Annotated in this window: 12 protein-coding genes and 1 pseudogene; 3 read left to right on the top strand and 10 right to left on the bottom strand. The window is 74.2% G+C overall.

Annotated features, from left to right (window positions below; translation table 11 throughout):
• Nucleotides 1–184 precede the first annotated feature (184 nt).
• Together ACIRQY_RS15755 and ACIRQY_RS15750 are read left to right on the top strand one after the other, a co-directional pair.
• The gene (locus ACIRQY_RS15755; RefSeq protein ID WP_403925718.1) at nt 185–1,516 is read left to right on the top strand and encodes a sensor histidine kinase; all 1,332 of its coding nucleotides are present in this window, start codon (nt 185–187) and stop codon (nt 1,514–1,516) included.
• The gene (locus ACIRQY_RS15750; protein WP_351785890.1) at nt 1,504–2,145 is read left to right on the top strand and encodes a response regulator transcription factor; all 642 of its coding nucleotides are present in this window, start codon (nt 1,504–1,506) and stop codon (nt 2,143–2,145) included. The genes ACIRQY_RS15755 and ACIRQY_RS15750 overlap by 13 nt, the downstream gene beginning before the upstream one ends.
• Before the next feature lie 54 nt (nt 2,146–2,199).
• On the opposite strand, the gene ACIRQY_RS15745 is transcribed toward ACIRQY_RS15750, so the two are convergent.
• From ACIRQY_RS15745 to ACIRQY_RS15700, 10 genes and pseudogenes are all read right to left on the bottom strand, one after another.
• A complete protein-coding gene (locus ACIRQY_RS15745) occupies nt 2,200–4,794 on the bottom strand; it encodes an FtsX-like permease family protein (RefSeq protein ID WP_403925715.1) in 2,595 nt (864 codons plus the stop codon).
• A 344-nt stretch (nt 4,795–5,138) separates the two neighbouring features.
• Nucleotides 5,139–5,867: pseudogene (locus ACIRQY_RS15740) on the bottom strand (ABC transporter ATP-binding protein); the annotation flags it as partial.
• A gap of 89 nt (nt 5,868–5,956) precedes the next feature.
• Entirely contained in the window at nt 5,957–9,397 is a 3,441-nt protein-coding gene (gene tmk, locus ACIRQY_RS15735) for a dTMP kinase (protein WP_403925713.1), read from the bottom strand.
• Nucleotides 9,398–9,959: 562 nt separating this feature from the next.
• Entirely contained in the window at nt 9,960–12,797 is a 2,838-nt protein-coding gene (topA, locus tag ACIRQY_RS15730; protein ID WP_403925710.1) for a type I DNA topoisomerase, read from the bottom strand.
• Between the two features lie 236 nt (nt 12,798–13,033).
• Complete coding sequence (locus ACIRQY_RS15725; protein ID WP_351785901.1) at nt 13,034–13,231, bottom strand: hypothetical protein; 198 nt, start codon at nt 13,229–13,231, stop codon at nt 13,034–13,036.
• 503 nt (nt 13,232–13,734) lie between these two features.
• Nucleotides 13,735–15,288: a methyltransferase gene (locus tag ACIRQY_RS15720; RefSeq protein WP_403925707.1), complete on the bottom strand. Its 1,554-nt coding sequence runs from the start codon at nt 15,286–15,288 to the stop codon at nt 13,735–13,737.
• A gap of 345 nt (nt 15,289–15,633) precedes the next feature.
• Nucleotides 15,634–16,356 (bottom strand): small secreted protein, encoded by a 723-nt coding sequence (locus ACIRQY_RS15715; protein ID WP_403925704.1) that lies wholly within the window; start codon nt 16,354–16,356, stop codon nt 15,634–15,636.
• Between the two features lie 186 nt (nt 16,357–16,542).
• The gene (locus ACIRQY_RS15710; protein ID WP_403925701.1) at nt 16,543–18,852 is read right to left on the bottom strand and encodes a sodium-translocating pyrophosphatase; all 2,310 of its coding nucleotides are present in this window, start codon (nt 18,850–18,852) and stop codon (nt 16,543–16,545) included.
• Between the two features lie 408 nt (nt 18,853–19,260).
• Nucleotides 19,261–19,719, bottom strand: a complete 459-nt coding sequence (locus ACIRQY_RS15705; RefSeq protein ID WP_351785912.1) for an ATP-binding protein — start codon at nt 19,717–19,719, stop codon at nt 19,261–19,263.
• Nucleotides 19,720–19,734: 15 nt separating this feature from the next.
• Nucleotides 19,735–20,088, bottom strand: a complete 354-nt coding sequence (locus ACIRQY_RS15700) for an STAS domain-containing protein (protein ID WP_015034520.1) — start codon at nt 20,086–20,088, stop codon at nt 19,735–19,737.
• 80 nt (nt 20,089–20,168) lie between these two features.
• On the opposite strand from ACIRQY_RS15700, the gene ACIRQY_RS15695 reads away from it, so the two are divergent.
• Nucleotides 20,169–23,012 (top strand): DEAD/DEAH box helicase, encoded by a 2,844-nt coding sequence (locus ACIRQY_RS15695; protein ID WP_403925697.1) that lies wholly within the window; start codon nt 20,169–20,171, stop codon nt 23,010–23,012.
• Nucleotides 23,013–23,033 lie beyond the last annotated feature (21 nt).

Raw genomic sequence — 23,033 nt, 5'->3', positions numbered from 1 at the left:
ACTCCAGAGGAGAAGAAGGAGAAGAAGGAGGGAAAAGGAGGGAGGGGAGGGAGGAGAGGCCGGATCGCCCGGCACTGTTCGATCTTCTTCCCGATCCGTTCCCGGCACAGCGGTGCTCGCCCCCGGACCGATGGTGGAGCCCGCTCCACCGCAGGCCCCCCGGCATCCCGCATAGCCTGTCGTCATGCGCGACGCGATCAGGGATGCGGGCCGGGCGTCCCTCCAGCTCCTGGTGGGGGCGGCGGTCTCGATCGTCTGTTATCTGATGATCGGGGTCGCCCTCTTCACCGCCTTCCTCACCGTCACCGTCATCGGCGCGGGCGTCCTGCCCGAGAGCGTGCTGCTGCTGCGCCGCCTCGCGGGCTGGGAGCGGCGCCGGGTCGCGGCCTTGACCGGGACGCCCGTACCGGAGGCGTACCTTCCGCTCGAAGGGCCACTCCCCGCGCGCGTGCGGACCGCAGTCAGCGATCCGGGCACCCGCAGTGACCTGATCTGGGCCGGTGCGCAGCTCCTCTACGGACTGGTCCCCTGGTACGCCTCGCTCGTCCTGTGGGCGCCCGCGCTGCTGGTCGACGGCGTCGTGACCGGACTCGCGGGGCGGCCTCCGGTGGCCCTGCCGCTGCACGGCAGGCTCGCCGCGCTCGCGGCCGACTGGTCCCGGACGCTCCTCACGCCCGCGCCCTCGGCCGTCCGGGACGCCGCGCTCGCCGCCCGTATCGAACAGCTGACGGCGACCCGGGCGGGCGCGATCGCCGCGCACGGCGCCGAACTGCGCCGGATCGAGCGCGATCTGCACGACGGCGCGCAGGCCCGTCTGGTGGCGCTGTCCATGCGGATCGGCCTGGCCAAGCGCGCGTACGAATCCGATCCCGTGGCCGCGCGCGGGCTCCTCGACGACGCCCAGACGCAGGCCGAGGAGGCACTCGCCGAGCTGCGGCACGTGGTGCGCGGCATCCATCCGCCGATCCTCACCGACCGTGGTCTGACGGGGGCGGTACGGGCGCTCGCGGCCAGCAGCGGCCTGGAGGTACGGGTCTCGGTGACGGGTCTCGACGAGCCCCCGGGCGGAGACGAGCCCCCGGGCCGGAACGGGTCCCCGGGCCTGGCCGGATCCCCGCCCGGAGACGACCCCGCGCACGGTGACCGGCCCACGCACGGTGACCGGCCTGCCCACGGCAACCGGCCCGCACACGGCGACGGCCCCCCGGCCGCCCCGCAGCCCCGCGCCCCCGCCGCCGTCGAGGCCGCCGCCTACTTCGTCGTCGCCGAGGCCCTCACCAACGCCGCCAAGCACAGTGGCGCCGACCGCGCCGCCGTCGTCCTCTCCCGTGAACCGGCCGCCCTCCATGTGCGCGTGGCGGACGAGGGCCGGGGCGGCGCGGAGGCCGGCGAGCGGACCGGCTCCGGGCTCACCGGGATGCGCCGCCGGGTCGCCGCGCTCGACGGCTCCGTCCGCCTGACCAGCCCCGTGGGGGGCCCGACCGTGATCGAAGTGGAGCTGCCGTGCGTGTGGTGATAGCCGAGGACAACGCCCTCCTGCGGGAGGGCCTGGTGCTGTTGCTGACCTCCTCCGGCCATGAGGTCGCCGGGGTCGCGGCCACCGGTCCCGAAGTCCTGCCGTTGCTCCTGGAGCACCGCCCGGACGTGGCCGTCCTCGATGTGCGGATGCCCCCCGGCTTCCGCGACGAGGGGCTGCGCGCGGCGCTCGCCGCCCGCGAGCGGCTGCCCGACCTCCCCGTCCTCGTCCTCTCCCAGTACGTGGAGGAGACGTACGCCGCCGAGCTCCTGGGCGGCGGCGCCCGGGGCGTCGGCTACCTCCTGAAGGACCGGGTGGGCCGGGTCGACGAGTTCCTCGACGCCCTGGAACGGGTCGCCGCCGGGGGTACGGCCCTGGACCCGGAGGTCGTCACCGAGCTGCTCGCCCGCCGCAGCGACCCGCTGGACGCCCTCACGCCCCGCGAGCGCGAGGTCCTGGAGCTGATGGCACAGGGCCACGACAACGCGACGATCGCCCGCGCGATGGTGGTGACCGAGCGGGCCGTGCACAAGCACATCGGCAACGTCTTCCTGAAGCTGGACCTGCCGCCGAGCGACAGCGGCGGCCACCGCCGGGTCCTCGCCGTCCTCGCCTTCCTCAACGCCTGAGCGGGCCCGGGGCACACCGCCCCGGACCCGCTCGGAACCTCCCCGCTCAGGACCTCACCCGCGCGGGCGCCGTCCCGTGCCCGGCAGGAACACGCCCACCACCACCGTGACCGCCACCGCCCCCGCGATCAGGCCCAGGTGGACCGGCGAGAGGTACGGCAGCCCGCCGGTGAGCGTCCAGGCGAAGGAGGCCAGCGGCAGGGCGGCGACCACGGCACCGACGAGCAGGCCCGTGACGACGAGGAAGCCCGCCTCCAGGCCCAGCGTCCGGCGCAGTTGGCCCGCCGAGGCGCCCACCCGGCCGAGCAGCCGGAACTCACCGCGCCGCCCGGCGCCGATCAGGGTGAGGGTGCTGAGTACGGAGAGGAGGGTGAGGCCGCCGATCGCGGAGACGACCGCCGCCGAGACGATCCCGTTCAGCTCAGCCCCGGGCAGGGTGACCCGCTCGGGCACGACGGGCCCGGGGAGGGGGCGGGGGACCGGTCCGGTGCCGGGACCGGTGCCGGGACCGGGACCGGGACCGGCACCGTCGACGGCGGCCTGACCGGCCCCGGCGGGGGCTCCGGTCCCAGCGGGAGCGTCGGTGCCACGGGGCTTCTCCCGCGCCGCCAGCACCCTCGACGGATACGGATCGCTCATGTGCGGGGCGAGTTCGGCCTTCGGGAGCAGGAACTCGCCGAGCGCGAGGGAGCGTTCGTAGACCGCGACCACCCGGAGCCGCCGGGGCGTGCCGTCGCCGAGGCGCAGCTCGACCGTCGAACCGGGGCGCACGTCCAGGGAGACGGCCGTGTCGGAGCCGACCGCGACCGTGCCCGTACGGGCGAGTCCGGCGAGATCTCCGGCGACGACGCCGGGGTCGAGCATGCCCGTCAGACCGGCCGCGTCGACGCCGAGGACGGGGAGCCGGTCCAGGCGGGGCGTGCCGAGCTCCGTCCGGGCCAGGACCACCGTCGAGCGCAGCACGTCCGTCGCGGTGGCGATCCCGGGAAGCTTCCGGACGTGTTCCGCCGTCGTCCCGGTGAACGCCAGGTCCGCCGTGGTCGCCTCCCGCGCCTGCGCGTCGGCGGCCCGTCCCATGGTGGTGCCCGCCGAGAGCTGCACCAGCGCGAAGGCGGTGACGAGGACCACGGGGGCGAGCGCGGCCCCGAGGCGGCGCGAGTGGGCGTTCGCCCCGGCGGCCACGAGCCGTCCGGGGGCGCCGCCGCACCACCGCAGCGGCCGGTCGAGGACCACCGAGGCGGCCCGCGCGAGCCACGGCCCGAGCAGGGCGCACCCGGCGACCAGCGTCACCGTGGCCGCCCCAGCAGCGGCGGCGGCCGCGGCGCCGCCCTGGGCGACGCCCGCCCCGGCGGACATCACGCCGGTGAGGAGCAGCGCGATCCCGCCGACCCGCCGGGCGGTGCCCTTCCCGGCCCGGCCCTGCTCTCGGGCGGCGAACGGGACGACGGCCCTGGCGAGACCGGTCACCAGGGCTGCGGTCACGAGGACGGCGGCGAACAGCCAGGGCGGGGAGGGAAGTTCGAGCCCTTCGGGGACGACTCCGGTACGGCCGCGCAGCGCGGACCAGAGGGCCAGGAACGCCGGTGCGCCGATGAGGGCGCCGAGCAGCGCGGCGGGACCGGCGACCCTGATCACCTCGCGGCCCGCCGCGGCCCGCGTCTGGCGGGGTGTCGCCCCGACCGAGAGCAGCAGCTCCCGTTCGGCGGCGCGCTGTCCGAGGGCCTGGGCGACGAGCGAGCCGAGGACGAGGAGGGCGACGAGGACGACGGTGCCGGAGACGGCGGCGAGGACCATGAGGAGTTCGGTGCGGGCGGGCGGCGCGGCGAGGTGTTCGGCGCCGCCCCGGCCGTCGCCGGTGAGGGCCCGGAGCGGCTGGCCGGAGGCGGTGTCCTTGAGTCCCGCCTCGTCCAGGGCGGCCCGTACGCGCGCGTGGAGGGTGTCCACCGGGACGCCGGGCTCGGCGAGGATCCCGACGGCGCCGACGGTGCCGGGGTGTCCGGCGCGCTTCCCGGCCTCCGCCGCCGTGACGTACAGCGCGGCGGGCCCGTCGGCGATCCCGACGACCGTCCGCCCGGCGACGGTGTCCCCGATCCGGGGCCTGGCGGACGACCCGGTGACGGGGTCCGTTCCCGTGCCCGTGCCGGAGCCCGGCCGGGCCTCCGTGCCACCGCCGAGGACCGTCTCGGAGCCGGTGCGGGGTTCCCTGCCCTCGGTCAGCCGGTACGGGGCCAGCCGTGCCGCGTCCCAGGAACGCCCCTCGTGGACGCCGTCCCCCGGGGAACCCTCCCGTACGGCGAAGGTGTGGTCCGGCACCGCCGCCCGGACGCCCGGCACCGCGCGCAGCACGGCGACGGCCGCCTCGGGGACCCCGACCCGTTCGGTGAGGTGCGCCCGTTGCGTGGTGGGTTCGCTCCCCCACGGCTTCGTCGTCCAGCGGACCTCCTGGTCACCGGCGACGACCACGGCGCTGGCCGCGTACCGCTCCACGCGCGCGTGGCCGAGGGCGGTCGAGCCGAGGGCGAGGGCGAGGGTGCCGAGCAGCGCGGAGGTGACGGCGACGGCCGCGAAGACCGCCGCCCAGGCCCGCCGGTGGGTCCGCAGGGACCGGGCCGCGAGCAGCCGGACGGCGGCGTTCCCGCGCGGGCTCATCGGGACACCGCCCTACGCGCGCGCGTGGCCCCGCCGGGGACGAGACCGGCCGTGGCGGCCGTACGGCCCCCGGTGGCCTTACGGGAGGACCCGCCGGCCCTGAAGAGGCCACCGATCCTGAAGAGACCACCGGCCCCGGAGCGACCACGGGTCTCGAATCCACCACTGCCCTCGGAGCCACCGCCCACCTCGAAGCCACCGCCCGCCTCGGAGCCGCCACCGGCCACGGAGCTGGCGTGAACCCCGAAACCGCCACCTACCCCGGATCCGCCATAGGCCTCGGCAGGACCACGGCCCCGCGGGGCCGCGAGCGGCGCGCCCAGCACCTCACGTACCCCGGTCTCGTCCGGCCGGTCGAGGCGGGCGGCCAGACGGCCCCGGTCGAGGAACACCGCCTCGTCCGTCCAGGCGGCGGCCACCGGGTCGTGGGTGACGAGGACGACCGTGGTCCCCCGCTCGTCCACCGCGCGCCGCAGCAGCGCGAGGACCCCGGCCGCGGTGACCGGGTCGAGGGCGGCGGTCGGCTCGTCGGCGAAGACCACCTCGGGCTCGTTGACCAGGGCGCGGGCGATGGCGACCCGCTGGCGCTGGCCGCCGGAGAGGTGCTCCGGGGCGTCCTCCGCGCGGTCGGCGAGCCCGACGGCGGCGAGTCCGGCCAGGGCGCGGGCGTCGAGGGCACGGCCCTCCCGGGCCCCGGCGAGGAGCAGCGGAAGGGTGACGTTCTCGCGCACGTTCAGCGCGGAGACGAGGTTCAGGGACTGGAAGACGAAACCGACCCGGTCGCGGCGGAGCCGGGTGAGGGCGGCGGCCTTCAGGGTGGCGAGGTCGGTGCCCCCGATCCGTACCGTCCCGGCCGTCGGCCGTTCGAGTCCGGCCGCGCACCGCAGCAGGGTGGACTTGCCGGAGCCCGAGGGGCCCATCACGGCCACGAACCGGCCGCGCGGCACCATGAGGCTCACCCCGTCGAGTGCGGGGGCGCCGCCCCCGTAGGCCCGGCTCACCCCGTCGAGGGCGAGGGCGGCGGAGTCGGGAGCGGGGGTGGATCCACCCGGCGTCACTGCGGTCGTCGTCATACCGACAACGCTAGGAAATCCCAGGTCACGACGGTATGGAGCGGGCTGCCCAGTGGGGGGTGGAGCTGGCTACACCCCCCACCGGCGGATCAGCGGCGGCGGCGCGGGCCCTCTTCGTCGTGCGGGCCGAACAGCTCGTCGGCGAGCGTCGGGAGGTCGTCGAGCGGGGTCTCCTCGGCCCAGTCGGGGCGGCGCGGGCGGCCGTGCTCGTCGAGCTGGGGCAGCTCACGGGTCCGGTCGTTCGCCCCGTGCGGCACCTCGTGCTCGTCCCGGAAGATGCCCGGCGGCACCCGGTCGGCCGGATCGGAGGCCCGGGTGTCCCGCACCGGCGGCAGTACGGCGGTGTCCTCGACGTCCCGTACGACGGGCAGCACGGCGGTCTCGTCGGCGGCGCGGGTATCGCGGTCGCGGATCTGCGGCAGGACGGCCGTCTCGTCCTCCGGCTGGCCGAGCCGGACGACCGGGGTGGCGACGGTGATCTCCTCGGGCGAGACGGACGGACCGTCGGCCCCGCGTCCCCGGGCCGACCGCCCGGACCGGGAGCCGCCCCGGGTGCCGGTCTCGCGGCTGAGGGCCGCGCGCGGGTCGGCGCCGGTGGGCCCGCCCGGCTTCACCACGGGGTTCGGGACGGTGACCTCGTTCGCGGACTCCTCGGGGGTCCCGCCCGGCTTCACGACCGGGGTCGGGACGGTGATCTCGTTCGCGGACTCCTCGACGGACCGGGCGGTGCCCCCGGCGGGCTTCCGGGCGCTCTTCGCGGCGCGGTCGGCGGCCGCCTGCTCGGCCGCGGCCGTCCGCTCCGCCGCCCTCTTCTCGGCGGCCCGCTTCTCGGCCTCGGCCTTCCGCCGGGCCGCCTTCGCCGCCTCGGCACGCTCGGCGGCGGCCAGCTCCGCGGCGGCCCGCTCGGCCGCCGCGCGCTCGGCTGCGGCCTTGGCGGCTGCCTCAGCGGCGATCTTCGCGGCGGCGGCCTCGGCCATCCTGCGGGCCTCCTCGGCGCGCAGCAGCGCCTCCTCGGCCTTGCGCTGCTTCTCCAGGCGGCGCTCCTCGGCCTCGGCCCGCTGGCGGGCCTCCTCCTCGGCGGCCTTGCGGAGCCGCTCCTGCTCCTCCTGGCGGGCCTTCTCCTCGGCGGCGAGGCGGCGGCGCTCCTCCTCGGCCGCGGCCTCGGCGGCGAGCCGGGCCTCCTCGGCCCTGCGGCGGGCCTCCTCCGCCTGCCGTTCGGCCTCCAGGCGGCGGGCTTCCTCCTCCTCGCGGCGCTTGCGCTCCTCCTCCTCGGCGCGGAGCCGGGCGAGCTGCTCCTGCCGCTCGCGCTCCAGCCGCTCCTCCTCGGCCTTGCGGGCCGCTTCCTCCTCCTCGCGCCGCTTGCGCTCCTCCTCGGCCTTGCGGCGCGCCTCCTCGACGGCCTTCACCTCGGCCTGGGAGAGCGGGAGCATCCGGTCGAGCCGGTGGCGGACGGTGGTGGTGACGGCCTCGGGCTCCTGGCCCGCGTCGACGACGAGGTAGCGGCTGGGGTCGGCGGCGGCGAGGGCGAGGAATCCCGCCCGTACGCGCGCGTGGAACTCCGGCGGCTCGGACTCCAGCCGGTCGGGCGCCTCGGTGAAGCGCTCCCGGGCGGTCTCCGGGGAGACGTCCAGGACGACGGTCAGGTGCGGGACGAGACCGACGGTGGCCCAGCGGGAGATGCGGGCGATCTCGGTCGGCGACAGATCGCGTCCGGCGCCCTGGTAGGCCACGGACGAGTCGATGTACCGGTCGGAGAGGACGATCGCGCCCCGCTCCAGGGCGGGCCGGACCAGGGAGTCGACGTGTTCGGCGCGGTCGGCCGCGTACAGCAGGGCCTCGGCGCGGTTCGAGAGGCCCGCCGACGACACGTCGAGCAGGATCGAGCGGAGCCGCTTGCCGATGGGGGTGGCGCCGGGCTCGCGGGTGACGACGACCTCGTGGCCCTTGGCCCGGATCCATTCGGCGAGCGCCTGGACCTGGGTGGACTTGCCCGCTCCGTCGCCGCCCTCCAGGGCGATGAAGAAGCCGGTCGGGGAGGGCGCCTGGGCCGGGTCGGAGCCGCGCAGCGCGTCGCGCAGGTCGCGGCGGAGCGGAACGCCCGCGCGGTCGTCGGTCCTGGCGAGGACGACGGCGGCGACCGGCAGGAGCAGGGCGCCGACGAGGGCGAGCGTGAAGGCGGCGCCGCCGTGCCCGAGGACGGAGTCGGCGGAGCCCAGACGGCGCTGGCCGATCGCGGCGGCGACCAGCGGCGCGACGAGCGCGCCGAGGCCCATGCCGACCCGGGCGGCGGCCTGGAGGTGCTCGGTGGCGCGGGCCCGGCGGGGCTCCTCGCTCTCCTGGTCGATCAGGACGTGGCCGGTGTTGGCGGCGACCCCGGCCGCGAATCCGGCGAGGACGGCGAGGAGGAGCACGGTCGCCGTGTCGGGGACCAGGCCCGTCGCGATCAGGGCGACGCCGGTGACGGCGGTGGCCAGGGCGAGCAGCCTGCGCCGGGACAGCACGGGAAGGACGGAACGCGCGGTGCGGATGCCGACGGCGGTGGCACCGCTGAGCGCCAGGATCAGCAGGGCGTACGTGACGGGACCACCACCCAGGTCACGGGCGTGGAGCACGGCGACGGACGCCGCCGCCGCGATGGCCCCGGCGACGAGTGCGCAGGTCAGGACGAGGATCTGGAGGGCTCCCGTGCGGCCCTTCGCCCCGGCCGGGCGGCGCAGGCCCTCCAGCGGCGAGCGGGGCCGGGGGGTCGCGTCGCCGGGCAGCGCCATCGCGTACAGGATGACGGCGGAGGCGGCGAGGAGACCCGCGGCGACGTACGCGCCGAGGGCGGCCTGGTGCTGGGCGAACCAGTCGATGCCGAGACCGAGCAGTTCACCGGCCAGGGTGGCGACGAGCAGCAGCGCCGCGGCGGCGGGCACCGCGAGGAAGCCGGTGCGCTGGGTGAGGCGGCGCAGGGCTCCGAGGTGGTCGGGGAGGGGGCGCACGGCCGGGCCCTCTATGGGCGGGGCGGGCAGCAGCGCGGGCGCGGCGCCCTCGCGGCTGATCGTCCAGAGCCGTTCGGCCGCGCCGGTGACGAAGACGGTGCCGAGCAGGTACCAGAGGGCGTTGCCGGGGGTCCAGTCGATCCACAGGGGGGCGACGACGAGCAGGGCGACCCGGACGCCGTCGGCGCCGAGCATCGTCCAGCGCCGGTCGAGGAACCCGCCGGGTCCGGTGAGCGCGGTCAGCGGACCGAGCAGGACCGCCCCGAAGAGGACCGAGGCCAGCAGGCGTGCGCCGACGACGGCGGCCACGGCGAACCCGGCACCCCGGTACCCGCCGCCGAGCGCTCCCTCGGCCACCGCGGCCTGGAGGCCGAGCACGACGAGGACCAGGAGGGCGAGGGCGTCACCGACACTGCCGACCAGGTGGGCGCTCCACAGCCGGCGCAGCGGCTGATGGCGCAGGAGCGCCCGTACGGCACGCTCCCGGGAGTCCGCGACGAGTGCGGCGTCGGAATCACCGAGGCGGTCTGGCTGCTCTGCTCGCATCCGTCCACCCTATCCGGACGGCCTTGCTCCCCGCGGCCCTCGACCGAACATCCGGACGAGCCTGTGACAAGGCACGCGGCGGGGGAACGGCGGGGGCGTGGACGGTCCTGCCCGCCCCCTCGGCGGGACACCGCGGACCGCGCCCGGTGGCTGTCCGGCCGCTGGGGTGGAGAGCGGCACTGCCGGTGGCGGGGTGGATACCGGCGGTATCTGATGTGGGGGGTTGTTGTGGATATCGGCGGTATCTGACACGCCGGGGTTCGGGTTCCGGGGTTCCGGGTTCCGTATGGATACCGGAGCTATCTGACACCTCGGAGCTGCGTTTGGATACCGGCGGTATCCAATACCCCGGCTCCGTACAGATACCGCCGGTATCCACTGCCCGACGCTCCGGACAGATACCGGCGGTATCCAAAGCCCCGACCTCCGCACGGCCACCGGCGGTATCCACATCCACTGCCGACGCCGTATGGAGACCGGCGGTATCCATACAGCGGCCCCGTACGGATACCGGCGGTATCCAACACCCCGACTCCGGACTCCGTACGGGTACCGGCGGTACCTATTCCGGCTTCGCCGCCGCCGTCTTCTTCGCGGCCGTCGTCTTCTTGGCCGTCGTCGTCTTCGCGGCGGCCTTCTTGGCGGCGGTGGTCTTCTTCGCCGCCGTCTTCGTGGCGGTCTTCTTCGCCGTGGTCGCCTTCTTGGCCGGGGCCTTCTTGGCGGTCTTCTTCGCCGGTCCCTTGGCACGCTTCTCGGCGAGCAGCTCGTAGCCGCGCTCCGGCGTGATCGTCTCGACGCTGTCGTCGGTCCGCAGGGTGGCGTTGGTCTCGCCGTCCGTCACGTACGGGCCGAAGCGCCCGTCCTTGACCACCACGGGCCGTTCGCTGACCGGGTCGGTGCCCAGTTCCTTCAGCGGCGGCTTGGCCGCGGCCCGGCCGCGCTGCTTCGGCTGGGCGTAGATCGCGAGCGCCTCTTCGAGGGTGATCGTGAAGAGCTGCTCCTCCTCGGTGAGCGACCGCGAGTCCGTGCCCTTCTTCAGGTACGGGCCGTAGCGGCCGTTCTGCGCGGTGATCTCGACGCCCTCGGCGTCCGTACCCACGACCCGGGGCAGGGACATCAGCCGGAGCGCGTCGTCGAGGGTGACGGTGTCGAGGGTCATCGACTTGAAGAGCGAGGCGGTGCGCGGCTTCACCGCGTTCTTGCCGGTCTTCGGGGTGCCCTCGGGCAGGATCTCGGTGACGTACGGGCCGTACCGGCCGTCCTTGGCGACGATCTGGTGACCGCTGGCCGGGTCGGTGCCCAGCTCGAAGTCACCGCTCGGCTTGGCGAGCAGCTCCTCGGCGAGTTCGACGGTCAGCTCGTCGGGCGCGAGGTCCTCGGGGATGTCGGCGCGCTGGTGGCCCTCGGCATCCTTCTCGCCGCGCTCGACGTACGGGCCGTAGCGGCCGACGCGGAGCACGATGCCGTCGCCGACGGGGAAGGAGGAGATCTCGCGGGCGTCGATCGCGCCGAGGTCGGTGACCAGTTCCTTGAGGCCGCCGAGGTGGTCGCCGTCGCCGTTGCCCGCGTCCGCCGCGCCGCCGGAGGCGCCCGTACCGCTGTCGCCCTCACCGAAGTAGAAGCGCCTCAGCCACGGCACCGCCTGGGCCTCGCCGCGCGCGATGCGGTCGAGGTCGTCCTCCATCCGGGCGGTGAAGTCGTAGTCGACGAGCCGCCCGAAGTGCTTCTCCAGGAGGTTGACGACGGCGAAGCTCAGGAAGGACGGGACGAGCGCCGTGCCCTTCTTGAAGACGTAGCCGCGGTCGAGGATCGTGCCGATGATCGACGCGTACGTCGAGGGGCGGCCGATCTCGCGCTCCTCCAGCTCCTTGACGAGCGAGGCCTCGGTGTAGCGGGCCGGGGGCTTGGTCGCGTGGCCGTCGACGGTGATCCCGTCGGCGGTCAGCGCGTCGCCCTCGGCGACCTGCGGCAGCCGCCGCTCGCGGTCGTCCAGCTCCGCGTTCGGGTCGTCGGCGCCTTCGACGTACGCCTTCATGAAGCCGTGGAAAGTGATCGTCTTGCCGGAGGCGCTGAACTCGGCGTCCCGGCCGTCGGCCGCACGGCCACCGATCTTCACGGTGACCGAGTTGCCGGTGGCGTCCTTCATCTGGGAGGCGACGGTCCGCTTCCAGATCAGCTCGTACAGCCGGAACTGGTCGCCGGTCAGACCGGTCTCCGCCGGGGTGCGGAAACGATCACCCGAAGGGCGAATCGCCTCGTGCGCCTCCTGGGCGTTCTTGACCTTGCCCGCGTAGACGCGCGGCTTCTCCGGCAGGTAGTCGGCGCCGTACAGCTGCGTGACCTGGGCGCGCGCCGCCGAGACGGCGGTGTCGGACAGCGTCGTGGAGTCCGTACGCATGTAGGTGATGAAGCCGTTCTCGTACAGCTTCTGCGCCACCTGCATGGTCGCCTTCGCACCGAAGCCCAGCTTGCGGCTCGCCTCCTGCTGGAGGGTGGTGGTCCGGAAGGGGGCGTACGGCGAGCGGCGGTACGGCTTCGACTCGACCGAGCGCACCGAGAAGGCCGTGTCGGCGAGCGCGGCGGCCAGGGAACGCGCGTTCGACTCGTCGAGGTGCAGGACGTTCGCGCTCTTCAGACGCCCGTCGGCACCGAAGTCGCGGCCCTGCGCGACCCGCCTGCCGTCGACCGACGCGAGCCGGGCGACCAGCTGGGACGGGTCGGAGGCGTCACCGGTGCGGCCGGTGCCGAAGGTGCCGGTGAGGTCCCAGTACTCGGCGGAGCGGAAGGCGATGCGCTCGCGCTCCCGCTCGACGACGAGCCGGGTGGCGACGGACTGCACGCGCCCGGCGGACAGCCGGGGCATGACCTTCTTCCACAGGACCGGCGAGACCTCGTAGCCGTACAGCCGGTCGAGGATGCGGCGGGTCTCCTGGGCGTCGACCATCCGCTGGTTCAGCTCGCGCGGGTTGGCGACGGCCTCCCGGATCGCGTCCTTGGTGATCTCGTGGAAGACCATCCGGTGGACCGGGACCTTGGGCTTCAGGACTTCCTGGAGGTGCCACGCGATGGCCTCGCCCTCGCGGTCCTCATCGGTGGCGAGGTAGAGCTCGTCGGACTCGGCGAGCAGCTCCTTGAGCTTCCTGACCTGCGCCTTCTTGTCGGCGTTGACGACATAGATGGGCTGGAAGTCATGCTCCACGTCGACGCCGAGGCGGCGCACCTCACCCGTGTACTTCTCGGGCACCTCGGCGGCGCCGCTGGGGAGGTCACGGATGTGCCCGACGCTCGCCTCGACCACGTAGCCGGGGCCGAGGTAGCCCTTGATCGTCTTCGCCTTGGCAGGCGACTCGACGATGACGAGTCGGCGGCCGCCGTGTGCGGTCTCGCTGGTCGGGGACAACTTCGCTCTTCTCTCCGGATCGACACTCTCGGGCACGTACGGCACTGGCACGCACGGCAGCGGCACGCACGGTGACGCTCACGTCGCTGCGGAGTGTGACGGTACAACCCGCCCCCGTGTCAAACGGCGAAAGCCCGCAACGGCCACTCGAACGGTAACCCGAGTCCTGCCATTCCTGCCGCCCGGACTCCCGGTCGGGCGGGGCGGGGCGTGTGCGCGGGGGTGCCGGGGAGAGGTCAGAGGCGGCCGAAGCACCAGACGCCGAGGAGGAGGAACACCGTGCCGAAGAGGCCGGTCAGCGCGACGGCGGTGCGCGGGGCGACCCCGTACGCGACGGGCTCGCGGTGCAGTGTCCGCACGGTGGTCCACAGCAGCAGCGCCCCGCCGAACAGCGTGAACGCAGCCCCCGCGAAGATCGCCGGCCCGCTCTCCATGCCCGTACCCCGCTTCCGTTCCCGTGGGACGTCGTCCCCCGGGCCCGAGGCTGACACCTCCGGACGTCACGGGCGCGAATTCCGGGTGAACGACGCGGAGCGGTCCGTACGGTTTCACGAGGATGGCCGGTAGTCACCCGCTCCGTCCTGCCCGTCCGGCCCCCGGCGGGCGGCAGGCGGAAGGGGCGGGCGGGACATTTCTCCCGAGGTGGGAGCGGGTGTCGGGGACGCCCGGCGGCCCGCCCGCGGGGACGGCGGGCGGGCCGGGCCCTGGGCGTCCGACCAGCGGGTTCCGGCACGGGCCGGACGGCTAGGCCCCGGCGGGGGAGCCCGGTGTCAGGGCACCACGGCACCGGCGACGAACCCCTCGTCGCCGGATAAGCGGAACATCCCGGACGGCCGTCCGCCCGAGGAGCGGGACCCCTCGGGGGCGACTTTCCCGGCCACGGGCGGGGGCGGACGGAAGCCGTCGCGGGGAGGGCCGGACGGGGTCGTGGGAAGGGTCAGGCAGGGGTGTCGTCCCCGTCGGTGACGGGGATCAGGAAGCCCTCCTCGACGAGCAGCCGGATCGCCTGGGGGGTGCGGTCCCGCAGCAGCACCGGGTCCTCGCCGGTCAGCCGGCCGATCGCGTCGAGGATGCGGCCCGCGCTGAGCGTGCCGTCACAGACCCCGGCGAAGCCGGCGCCGACGTGGTCGACCCGGGTCGCGCGGCGCATCCCCCGGTTCTGCCGGAGCACCACGTGCTCCGGGTCCTCCGCGCCGGGCAGTCCGACCTGTTCCTGCACCACCTCGGGCGCGAGCGTGAACCGGGCGGCGAGGAGGGCAGCGTCGTCGTGGGCGCGCAGATGGTCCTGGCGCTCGAAGTGGGCGCGGACAGTGGGCCCGAGGGGCTGCTCGACGGGGTGCGGCCACTCCTCGACGAGGATCGACGGCTCGACGGCACCGGAGGCCACGGCCTCGTTGCGGCGCAGGGTGATCCAGCCGAAGCCCACCGCGCGGGTCTTCCGGGCCTCGAACTCGTCGAGCCAGCCCTCGTACGCCCGCCGGTACGCCTCCGGGTCGCCCCGGTGGTCGCCGCTGTCCCGCAGCCACAGCTCGGCGTACTGGGTGACGTCCTGCACCTCGCGCTGCACGATCCAGGCGTCGCAGCCCGCGGGCACCCAGGACCGCAGCCGGTCCTGCCACTCCTCGCCCTCGACGTGCTGCCAGTTGGCGAGGAACTGGGCGTACCCGCCGTCGTTGAGCCGCTCGCCGGCCTGCCGTACGAGCGTCCGGCACAGCTCGTCGCCGCCCATCCCGCCGTCCCGGTAGGTGAGCCGGGCGCCGGGCGAGATCACGAACGGCGGGTTGGAGACGATCAGGTCGTACGTGTGCCCGTCGACGGGTTCGAACAGCGAGCCGGTGAGCAGTTCGGCCTCGTGGGCGCCGGAGAGGGCCAGCGTGAGACGGGTGAAGTCGAGGGCGCGCGGGTTGAGATCGGTAGCGGTGACCAGGGTCGCGTGCTGCGCCGCGTGCAGTGCCTGGATGCCGGAGCCGGTGCCCAGGTCGAGCGCGGAGGAGACCGGTGTGCGGACGGTGATGCCCGCGAGGGTGGTGGAGGCGCCGCCGACGCCGAGGACGACCCCTTCGTCCTTCTGCCCGATGCCTCCGGCGCCGCCGACTGCGCAGCCCAGGTCGGAGACGATGAACCAGTCCTCGCCGTCCGGGCCGCCGTACGGCCGGACGTCGACCGTGGCGGCCACGGTGTCGTCCGTGCGGACCAGCCAGCCGTCGGCGAGGGCTTCGGCGAGCGGCAGCGCGGCGGCGGCCCGCTCGTGCCCCACGGACCGCTGGAGCAGGAACAGCCGGACGAGGGTCTCCAGTGGCGAGTCGCCGCGGGTGGCGCGCAGGGCGGGCACGGTCTCGCTGCGGGCGAGCGCCGCGTAGGCCGGGGCGCCGAGCAGGTCGAGCAGTCCGTCGGCGGTGAAGTCGGCGGCGAGCAGGGCCTCGCGCAGACGGGCGGCGTGCGCGGGCACCGGGAGGCTTGGGGTCAGGCTGGTCGTACTCACGGACCCCATTGTGACCGTCGCCACCGACATCCGGGCGGGCGACCCGGCGGGTCGCCCCTGATCCGGTCCCTATCCGGCTCCGGTCCGGCTCCGATCCGGCTCCGATCCGGCTCCGGTCCGCCCTCGGTCCGGCCCCGATCCGGCCCCGATCCGGCGGGAGCGGACGGATCGGGGACCTACCGGAGCCGATCGGGGGCCGACCGCGTGCGGATCCGGAGACGGATCGGATCGAGCGCGGACCGGAGGCCGATCGGGGGCAGTCGGACGCGGACGGATCGGGGCGGACGGATCGGGAGCAGGCAGAAGGATCGGGGGCGGAGGAACCGGAGTGGTGCGGGTCCGGTCCCGGCCCCGCTACTCCTCGCTCTTGGTCGCGGCGGGCTTGTCCGACGGCTTCTCCGGCGCCTTCTCCGAAGTCTTGTCGGACGCCTTGTCCTCGGACTTCGCCGACGGCTTGGCGGCGGCGTCGCCGGAACCTTCCGCGGTGCCACCGGCCTTCGGGGAGGCGGAGCCCGTGCCGTTCGCCGGGACGGACGCCTTGGGCTTCTGGCAGCCGGGCTGCTTCGCCATCGCCTGGCCCAGCTCGCCCTCCTCCAGCTTGGACAGCGCGGCCTGGTCCATCTTCTCGATCTTGGTGAGGCCGTCGGCGACGCCCTGGAGGCCGTCGGCGAACTTCTGCTGGTTCGCCGGGTCCAGCGCGTCGACCTGCTTCTTGAGGCCCTCGTAGGCCGCCGCGGTGGCGTTGAGCTCCTTGATGGCGTCCTGCTTGACCTTCTCGCCGTTCGCGACCGGCGGCGCACCGGCGCTCTCCACGGCCTTGGCCAAGGCCCGGTCGGCGTCGGCGATGTCCTGGAACGCCTTCGAGTCGGCGGCCTGGATCTCGGCGGGCTTGCTGTCGGCGGCCGTCGAAATGATGATCTGATGGGCGTCGGCGCGCTTCTGGATCTGGGGCTTCGCCTGGTCGCAGAACGTCTTGGCCCAGTCACCCACCTTGTCGCCCTCGTCATCGCTGCAACCCGACAGCGCGAGCACCAGTACCGCGCCGCCGGACAGCGCGGCCGCAAGCTTCTTGTTCACCGGATCGGTCCCTTCCAAGGCTCTCGGCCCCGGAACATACACGCCGAACGGGCGAGTTCCACCTTCCGTCCGAGGGATTCGCCCCGGATTGCAGCCTTTCGAACCAAGGGAGAGACCTCACACCCACCCCGGAATCACCCGGGAATGAGACGCACGACACGCGTGACAGTCTCGAATGGCACCCTGTCAGGAGACGCTCACCGGGCGCCTCTTGGAGGCGTACACGGCACCCACGAGGACGAGGGCGGCCACCACCGCGACCACCGCCCGTACAACGGGGTCGGCGTCCTTCCCGTATCCGAAGTGGACGACCGCCGGGGCGATGAGCAGCGCGACCAGGTTCATGACCTTCAGAAGCGGGTTGATGGCGGGGCCCGCCGTGTCCTTGAACGGGTCTCCGACCGTGTCCCCGATGACGGTCGCCTCGTGCGCCGCGCTGCCCCTGCCGCCGTAGTGGCCGTCCTCGACCAGCTTCTTCGCGTTGTCCCAGGCGCCACCGGAGTTGGCGAGGAAGACCGCCATCAGGGCGCCCGTCCCGATCGCCCCGGCGAGGTACGCGCCGAGCGGCCCGACGCCGAGCGCGAAACCGACCGCGATCGGGGCGGTCACCGCGAGCAGGCCCGGCGTGGCGAGTTCCCGCAGCGCGTCCCTGGTGCAGATGTCGACGACCCGTCCGTACTCGGGCCGCTCGGTGCCGCTCATGATCCCGGGATGCTCGCGGAACTGTCTCCGTACCTCGTACACCACCGAACCCGCCGACCGGGAGACGGCGTTGATCGCCAGACCGGAGAAGAGGAAGACGACGGCCGCGCCCAGGATCAGACCGAAGAGGTTGTCGGGCCGCGACACGTCCATCGAGAGGCTCGGCCCGCCCGCCCTCGCGCCGACATCGGCGACGGCGGTCGCGATGGCGTCCCGGTAGGAGCCGAACAGCGCCGAGGCCGCCAGGACGGCGGTGGCGATGGCGATGCCCTTGGTGACGGCCTTCGTGGTGTTGCCGACGGCGTCCAGTTCGGTGAGGACCCGCGCGCCCGCGCCCGTCACGTCCCCGGACATCTCCGCGATGCCCTGGGCGTTGTCGGCGACGGGACCGAAGGTGTCCATGGCGACGATCACCCCGACCGTGGTCAGCAGCCCCGTACCGGCCAGCGCGACCGCGAACAGCGCCAGCGTGATCGAGGCACCGCCCAGCAGGAACGCCCCGTAGACGGTGAGCCCGATGAGGAGCGCCGTGTAGACGGCGGACTCCATGCCCAGCGCCACGCCCGCGAGGACCACCGTCGCCGGGCCGGTGAGCGAGGATCTGCCGATGTCCCCGACCGGACGTCGGCCCGTCTCCGTGAAGTAGCCGGTGAGCTGCTGGATCAGCGCGGCAAGGACGATGCCGAGGGCGACCGCGACGAGCGCGAGGACCCGGGGGTCGCCGCCGTGGCCGTGGATGCCGGGATCGGTGACGCCCCGGAGCCCGGCGTAGGACGACGGCAGATAGGTGAAGGCGACGGCGGCGACCCCGGCGAGCGAGAGGACCGCGGAGACGAGGAACCCCCGGTTGATCGCGCTCGTCCCGCTCCGGTCGGCGCGGCGCGGCGCGACCGCGAGGACCCCGACGACCGCGGTGACCACACCGATCGCCGGGATCATCAGGGGAAACGCCAGACCGTGGTCGCCGAAGGCCGCCATGCCCAGGATGAGCGCGGCGACCAGGGTCACGGCGTACGACTCGAAGAGGTCGGCCGCCATGCCCGCGCAGTCGCCGACGTTGTCGCCCACGTTGTCGGCGATGGTCGCGGCGTTGCGCGGGTCGTCCTCGGGGATGCCCTGCTCGACCTTGCCGACCAGGTCGGCGCCGACGTCGGCCGCCTTGGTGAAGATGCCGCCGCCCACCCGCATGAACATGGCGATCAGCGCGGCGCCGAGGCCGAAGCCCTCCAGGACCTTGGGCGCGTCGGCGGCGTAGACGAGGACGACGCAGACCGTGCCGAGCAGGCCGAGTCCCACGGTGCACATGCCGACCACACCGCCGGTACGGAACGCGATCCGCATGGCCCGGTGCGCGAGCTCGGCCGGGTCCCCCGGCGGTTCGCCGGGTCCCGGCGTGGCGTCCCGCGCCGCCGCCGCGACCCGCACGTTCGCCCGGACGGCGAGCCGCATCCCGATGTAGCCGGTCAGCGCCGAGAACAACGCCCCGACCAGGAAGAACAGCGAGCGCCCCGCCCGCTGCGCCCAACTGTCCGCGGGCAGCGCCATCAGCAGCAGGAACACGACTCCCGCGAAGACGGCGACGGTCCGCAGCTGCCGGGCGAGATAGGCGTTGGCGCCCTCCTGCACGGCGGCGGCGATCTCCCGCATCCGCTCGGTGCCCTCGCCCGCCGCGAGCACCTGCCGGAGGAGGAGCCGCGCGACCAGGAGCGCGAGCAGGGCTACCGCCCCGACCACGGCCACGATCGTCCGGTTCCCGCTGGTGAGCACCGCCGCAGCGAGAGAAGTGGGGTACATGGGGACGGATCATACGGACCACAAGGGTGCATAACCGGACAGACAGGGACCCCATAGGGCATCGGCGCGAATGCACCAACCACCTGCCGAGCCCCGGACGCCGGGGTCCGGTCGGGATGGCGGGTACAGCGGGGCCTGAGCCGCAGACGCCACGAGCGGCCGAGGCCGAGGCCGAGGCCGGCCGCCACCGGCGTACGCGCCCGGGGCCGCCGATCTACGGGTCAGGGTTGACCGGACACCGGTACCGGAGGCGCCCGCCCTTCCGCGCACGGGGTCTCGACGCACGGGGACTCCACACGCGGGGGTCTCCACGCACGGGGTCTCCACACGCGGAGTTTCCGCTCACAGACTGTCCGCGCACACGGAAAAGGGCCCCGCCGCCTGGGCAGGGCCCTTTCCCGTACGTCCTCAGGACAGGACGTCCGCCGCGCTCACCGGCCAGGTCATGCGGATGGTGCCGCCTTCCTCGCCCGCGCTCACCTCGACGTCGTCGACGAGCCCGCGGATCACCGCGAGGCCCATCTCGTCCTCGCCGTCGGCGTCGTCGAATTCCTCGGCCGGGGCCGAGGACCTCGCGCCGGGGACACCGGCGGCATCGGCCGCCGCCACCCCCGCGCCCGGCACCTCGTCGCCGACCGCGATGGAGAACGTCTTCTCGTCCTCGGTCAGCACGACGCGGATGGGGGTCGTGACGCCGTTGCCGCGGTGCAGCCCGACGGCACGGGAACACGCCTCGCCGACGGCGAGACGCACCTCGTCGAGGACCGCCTCGTCCACCCCGGCCCGGCGGGCGACCGCGGCAGCCACCAGGCGGGCCGTGCGGACGTGCTCGGGCTGAGCGCTGAAGCGGAGTTCAACGGTTGCCATGCGAACCCCCTGGGCTCAGTCGACGGCGTTGACGGCCTCGTCGACCGAGGTGTGGATCGGGAACACCTTGGTGAGGCCCGTGATCCGGAAAATCTTGAGAATGCGCTCCTGGTTGCAGACCAGGCGCAGCGAGCCCTCGTGGGCACGCACACGCTTCAGGCCACCGACCAGCACGCCGAGTCCGGTGGAGTCGAGGAAGTCCACGCCCTCCATGTCGACGACCAGGTGGTAGCTGCCGTCGTTCACCAACTCGACCAACTGCTCGCGCAGCTTGGGCGCGGTATACACATCAATCTCGCCACCGACCTCGACGACCGTACGGTCACCACCAGCGCCGGACACATTGCGAGTCGACAGGGACAGGTCCACGGATCCTCCAGCACCTTGCTATGGAACGATCGTCCCCTCGGATCTCCGGAGCGGAGTCGGGGAACCGATCGCCAGCCGCGATGGCATTCAATCACTTACCAGCAGCCATGCACGACGCCTTGGAAGCATTGTCCGTCATGGCAGTGACACACTCGATGCCGATGGCCAAGAATCACCGCCCCCGTCGTCCGGCCGGGGACACGGGCAGCCGCCCCTCCCCCGGCGAGGTACTGGACCTGCTCTCCTCGGGCGAGAGCCGGGCCGCGCGCATCACCCATACGGAGCACATGCCCGCCCGGGAGGGCCGTCATGCCGTCTGGCCGCACCGGATCCGCCCGGAGGTGATCGCCGCGGTCGAGGGCGCCGGGATCGAGCACCCCTGGGCCCACCAGGCGGAGGCCGCCGAGCACGCCCTCGACGGCACGTCCGTGGTGATCGCCACCGGAACCGCCTCGGGCAAGTCGCTCGCCTACCTCGCCCCCGTCCTGAGCACCCTCCTGGACGGCTCCGAGGCCCCCAACGGCCGCGGGACCACCGCCCTGTACCTCTCCCCCACCAAGGCCCTCGCCGCCGACCAGCGGCGCGCCGTGCGAGAGCTGGCCGCCCCGCTCGGCACCCGGATCCGCCCCGCCGTCTACGACGGGGACACACCCGTCGAGGAACGCGAGTGGGTCCGCCAGTACGCGAACTACGTCCTGACCAATCCCGACATGCTGCACCGAGGCATCCTCCCGTCGCATCCCAGGTGGTCCTCCTTCCTCCGCTCCCTGCGGTACGTCGTGATCGACGAGTGCCACACCTACCGGGGCGTCTTCGGCTCCCACGTCGCCCAGGTCCTGCGGCGACTGCGCCGGATCTGCGCCCGGTACGGCTCCGAGCCCGTCTTCCTCCTCGCCTCCGCGACCTCCGCCGAGCCCGCCGTCGCCGCCCACCGCCTCACCGGCCTCCCGGTCGTCGAGGTCTCCGACGACGCCTCACCGCGCGGCGAACTGGTCTTCGCCCTGTGGGAGCCGCCGCTCACCGAGCTGCACGGCGAGCACGGCGCGCCCGTGCGCCGCACGGCCACCGCCGAGACCGCCGACCTCCTGACCGCCCTGACCCGCCAGGGCGTCCGCTCGGTCGCCTTCGTCCGCTCCCGGCGCAGCGCCGAGCTGATCTCGGTGATCGCGCAGGAGCGGCTCACCGAGACCGACCGCGCCCTCGCCCGCCGGGTCGCCGCCTACCGGGGCGGCTACCTGCCCGAGGAGCGCCGCGCCCTGGAGCGGGCCCTGCACTCCGGCGAGCTCCTCGGGCTGGCCGCCACGACCGCCCTGGAGCTGGGCGTGGACGTCTCGGGCCTGGACGCCGTCCTGATCGCCGGCTACCCCGGCACCAGGGCCTCCCTCTGGCAGCAGGCGGGCCGCGCCGGCCGGTCCGGCGAGGGCGCCCTCGCCGTCATGGTCGCCCGCGACGACCCGCTGGACACCTTCCTGGTCCACCACCCAGAGGCGATCTTCGACCAGCCCGTCGAGTCGACCGTCCTGGACCCCGACAACCCCTATGTCCTCGCCCCCCATCTCTGCGCCGCCGCCGCGGAGCTCCCGCTGACCGAACCGGACCTGGCGCTCTTCGGCCCGGCCGTCCCCGAGCTGCTGCCCCAGCTGGAGGGCGCGGGACTGCTGCGCCGCCGCTCCACCGGCTGGTACTGGACCCGCCGCGAGCGGGCCGCCGACCTGGCCGACATCCGGGGTGGCGGCGGCAGCCCCGTCCGGATCGTCGAGGAGGGCACCGGCCGCCTCCTCGGCACCGTCGACGAGGCCGCCTCCCACACCTCCGTCCACGAGGGTGCCGTCCACCTCCACCAGGGCCGCACCTATCTGGTGCGGAAGCTGGACCTGGAGGACTCCGTGGCCCTCGTCGAGGAGGCCGTCCCGCCGTACTCGACCACTGCCCGCGACACCACCTCCCTCACCGTCCTGGACACCGAGACCGAGATCCCCTGGGGAACCGGCCGTCTCTGCTACGGCTCCGTCGAGGTCACCCACCAGGTCGTGTCCTTCCTGCGCCGCCGGCTGATCACGGGCGAGGTCCTCGGTGAAACCAAGCTCGATCTGCCGCCCCGCACCCTGCGGACCCGCGCCGTGTGGTGGACGGTCACCGAGGACCAGCTCGACGCCGCCCGGATCACCCCGGAGATCCTCGGGGGCGCCCTGCACGCCGCCGAACACGCCTCCATCGGGATGCTGCCGCTCTTCGCCACCTGCGACCGCTGGGACATCGGCGGCGTCTCCGTACCGCTCCACCCGGACACCCTGCTGCCCACCGTCTTCGTCTACGACGGGCACCCGGGCGGCGCGGGCTTCGCCGAGCGCGCCTTCCACACGGCCCACGCCTGGCTGGCTGCCACCCGCGAGGCCATCGCCTCCTGCGAGTGCGAGGCGGGCTGCCCCTCCTGCGTCCAGTCCCCCAAGTGCGGCAACGGCAACGACCCGCTCCACAAGCGAGGCGCGGTACGCCTCCTCACGGAACTCCTCCGGGAAGCCCCGGAACCCCTTCGACCGGCCCCGGAGAAGCCGGAACCCCTCCGGCCGACCCCTGAGAAGCCGGAGCCCCCTCAGGAGGCCCCGGAGACCCGGACACCTCCCCGGACGGCTCCGGACTCCCCGGACTCCTCCTCAGCCAGGCCCGGCCACCCCTGCTCCTCCCCGGCAGGACCCGAAGATCCCGGTGCCTTCCCCGGACCCGGCTCCTCTCCCTACGGCCCCGAACTCCTCGATGTCGCCGGTATCCCCGATATCACTGGTGTCCCAGACGTCCCCACTGCATCCGCCGGATCCGCCGGATCCGGCTTCCCCGGCGGGCCCGGCGGGCCCGCTGACCCTGGCATCCCCGACGGACTCGGCGGACTCGGCGGACCCGCGCGGGATGCAAGTTCCGGGCGGTAGGGGCCGAGGACGACCCGGACT

The organism is Streptomyces sp. NPDC101490 (genome assembly GCF_044767145.1).
In the GTDB taxonomy this organism is placed as follows: domain Bacteria; phylum Actinomycetota; class Actinomycetes; order Streptomycetales; family Streptomycetaceae; genus Streptomyces.
Note: the sequence above shows the minus strand (reverse complement) of the source record. Positions and strands in the feature narration are given on the sequence as shown.

Excerpts from the sequence above, each read along its gene's own strand:
- tmk (WP_403925713.1), bottom strand. The coding sequence starts at position 9,397 with ATGCGAGCAGAGCAGCCAGACCGCCTCGGTGATTCCGACGCCGCACTC.
- ACIRQY_RS15695 (WP_403925697.1), top strand. The coding sequence starts at position 20,169 with ATGGCATTCAATCACTTACCAGCAGCCATGCACGACGCCTTGGAAGCA.
- ACIRQY_RS15755 (WP_403925718.1), top strand. The coding sequence starts at position 185 with ATGCGCGACGCGATCAGGGATGCGGGCCGGGCGTCCCTCCAGCTCCTG.
- ACIRQY_RS15705 (WP_351785912.1), bottom strand. The coding sequence starts at position 19,719 with ATGGCAACCGTTGAACTCCGCTTCAGCGCTCAGCCCGAGCACGTCCGC.
- ACIRQY_RS15720 (WP_403925707.1), bottom strand. The coding sequence starts at position 15,288 with ATGGGGTCCGTGAGTACGACCAGCCTGACCCCAAGCCTCCCGGTGCCC.
- ACIRQY_RS15745 (WP_403925715.1), bottom strand. The coding sequence starts at position 4,794 with ATGAGCCCGCGCGGGAACGCCGCCGTCCGGCTGCTCGCGGCCCGGTCC.
- ACIRQY_RS15725 (WP_351785901.1), bottom strand. The coding sequence starts at position 13,231 with ATGGAGAGCGGGCCGGCGATCTTCGCGGGGGCTGCGTTCACGCTGTTC.
- ACIRQY_RS15710 (WP_403925701.1), bottom strand. The coding sequence starts at position 18,852 with ATGTACCCCACTTCTCTCGCTGCGGCGGTGCTCACCAGCGGGAACCGG.